At 57.9% G+C, this 2182-nt stretch carries 3 protein-coding genes and 1 pseudogene; all 4 read right to left on the bottom strand.

The window, feature by feature from the left end; genetic code table 11:
- Window positions 1-50: 50 nt before the first annotated feature.
- Entirely contained in the window at window positions 51-611 is a 561-nt protein-coding gene (locus B1C78_RS17150) for a sugar transferase (RefSeq protein ID WP_281250615.1), read from the bottom strand.
- Between the two features lie 104 nt (window positions 612-715).
- Window positions 716-1507: an NAD-dependent epimerase/dehydratase family protein gene (locus B1C78_RS17145; protein ID WP_077280367.1), complete on the bottom strand. Its 792-nt coding sequence runs from the start codon at window positions 1505-1507 to the stop codon at window positions 716-718.
- 46 nt (window positions 1508-1553) lie between these two features.
- A pseudogene (locus B1C78_RS18125) lies at window positions 1554-1664 on the bottom strand (NAD-dependent epimerase/dehydratase family protein); the annotation flags it as partial.
- Window positions 1649-2182, bottom strand: a 534-nt coding sequence (locus B1C78_RS17135; protein ID WP_139350010.1) for a glycosyltransferase, incomplete at its 5' end; no start/stop codon positions are given. The gene B1C78_RS17135 and the pseudogene B1C78_RS18125, both read right to left, overlap by 16 nt.

Here is a 2182-nt window from a genome sequence, read left to right as displayed (position 1 = left end):
AGATATGCGGGCTAGCGCAGAAATTTCTGAGCCGCGGTGTGCGCTGTCCCTTACTGCCGCAGCCTGTCCCCGGCACCCTTGCCCACAACCGTAAGGAAGATGTACCGGAAATACGCACCCACCGTCAGCTGATCCAGCATTCTCCGGTCGACTTCCGCCAACAAGGCAGGTTGTGACATGTCGATGCTGTTGACCTGTGCGAGCCCCGTGATCCCCGGGCGCGCTTCAAACACACTCCGCGCGGCGCGTTCCGCAATCAACTCTTCCTGATTGCTCAAACACGGCCGCGGTCCTACCAGGCTCATCTCCCCTTTGAGCACATTCCACAGCTGCGGCAGCTCGTCGAGCTTTGTCTTGCGCAGAACACGCCCGAAGGGCGTCACCGCGGAACCATCGGCCAAGTGTGTCGCCACCGAAGTCGTACCGGGTTTCATCGTACGGAACTTCACCAGCGTGAACGGCTTCTGGTACCGCCCCACGCGTTCCTGCCGAAACAGCGGTGACCCCGTGTCGAACCATCCGATCAACGCCACCAAGAACAGCAATGGGAGTCCCACTACCAAGCCCATCACCGAAAACAAAATATCGAAAAACCTAATAAGCGCCTGCACCGTGCATCCATCCATTTCACTGCGAAGGCCTGCCGCCCACACGAGCGACGGGGTTACCGCTCACTATGGACCCATCTTCTTATGCGATCTCCGAAACATCACCCCTATGTTATCGCTTTCTTTGAATTTCGGACCCCTCTGCCCACATCGCGCAGGGCCTCAGTCAGCGGTTGCGTCGGCCTCCATCCCAAGGATTCATGGAGCTTGGAAGCATCCACACGTAAATCACCAAATACCTTTTCATAGAGCGCTGCCTTACCTAGTAAGCGAGCCGCGGTACGCATAGCATTGGCTGGAATACGCATCATTCTGACCGACTGCCCCATTCCTTCGCCAATGTGTTCAAGAACCTCACGAGTACTGGGCCACTCGGGCTCGGCCACAACGAATGTCTCGCCAGCCGCCCGCGGATGATCCAGACAGGCGACGATGATCTTTGCCAGATTTTTCAGCCCAATGAACGAACGCGCATTGTCTTCGCGGGGCACGGGAAGCGGCACACCGGCGCTCACCAGGCGTGCGAGTCGGGCGAGATTCCCCGGAGCACCACCCCCTGCGACCAAAGCTGGTCGGAGCACCACAAGCTCAAAACCATCTTCAGCACTCATGCGCAGCAACTGTTCTTCCGCTTCCCACTTTGACAGGGCATAAGCCTCCAACGGATCTACTGCCGATTCCTCCGTTACTGGCGCGGGGCCACTCAATGCGCTTCCGTGCACGCCAATCGTACTGACAAACACCACTCTCCGCGCTCCCGACATAGTGGCTGCTTGTACTGCTCTTACTGCGCCATCGACATTCGACCGCCGTAAGTCCGCTAAAAGTGATGCGCTTGCATTTTGATGGATGTGCGCGCNNGATATTCTCGATTGCGCGCAGAGGCGAAGGTAAGTCATTCATATCCCACTGAACCCAGTGTACTGAACCCGCATCGCCCACCTCATTATTACCTTGGGCTCGTGTGATAGCCACGACTTCGTGGCGTTGGGCTACAAGTTGCTTCACCAAGGCCGAGCCGATGAATCCCGCGGCACCGGTCACACAGATGCGCATCTCTGCCTCCCTAGCACCGCTTCGTAAACCGCCATGGTCTCCGCTGCCATACGTTCGAATCGATATCGCCCCTCAAATCGCTCCCGACCTCTACGACCCAAACGCACGCGCTCATCCGGATGATCGATGAGATACGCAAGGCGATCTCCCAGGTCGCGCACGCCTCCTCTGGGCACCAAATATCCCGTTTCGTCGTCCTCCACGGATTCCGGGACCCCCCCAACTGCCGAGGCCACGACCGGCAAACCGGCACGCATGGCCTCAAGGATGCTTAGAGGAAAGCCCTCCCAGTTGGAGGTAAGAACAAACACATGGGACTCGGCGAGTATTCGATCGACATCTGTCCGCAATCCCAGAAAACGTACCCGTCCTGCGAAGCCCAGGCGTTGCACTTCGTCCATCAACCGAGCTTCATAGGGTCCGTCGCCAACCAAGTCCAATACCCAATCACGCTCCCTTAGCAACCCAAGCGACTGGAACAATGTGCGATGATCCTTCGGGTCATCCAACCGCGCTAC

It is taken from the genome of Thioalkalivibrio denitrificans, from assembly GCF_002000365.1.
GTDB classification, from domain to species: Bacteria; Pseudomonadota; Gammaproteobacteria; order Ectothiorhodospirales; family Ectothiorhodospiraceae; genus Thioalkalivibrio_A; species Thioalkalivibrio_A denitrificans.
Note: the sequence above shows the minus strand (reverse complement) of the source record. Positions and strands in the feature narration are given on the sequence as shown.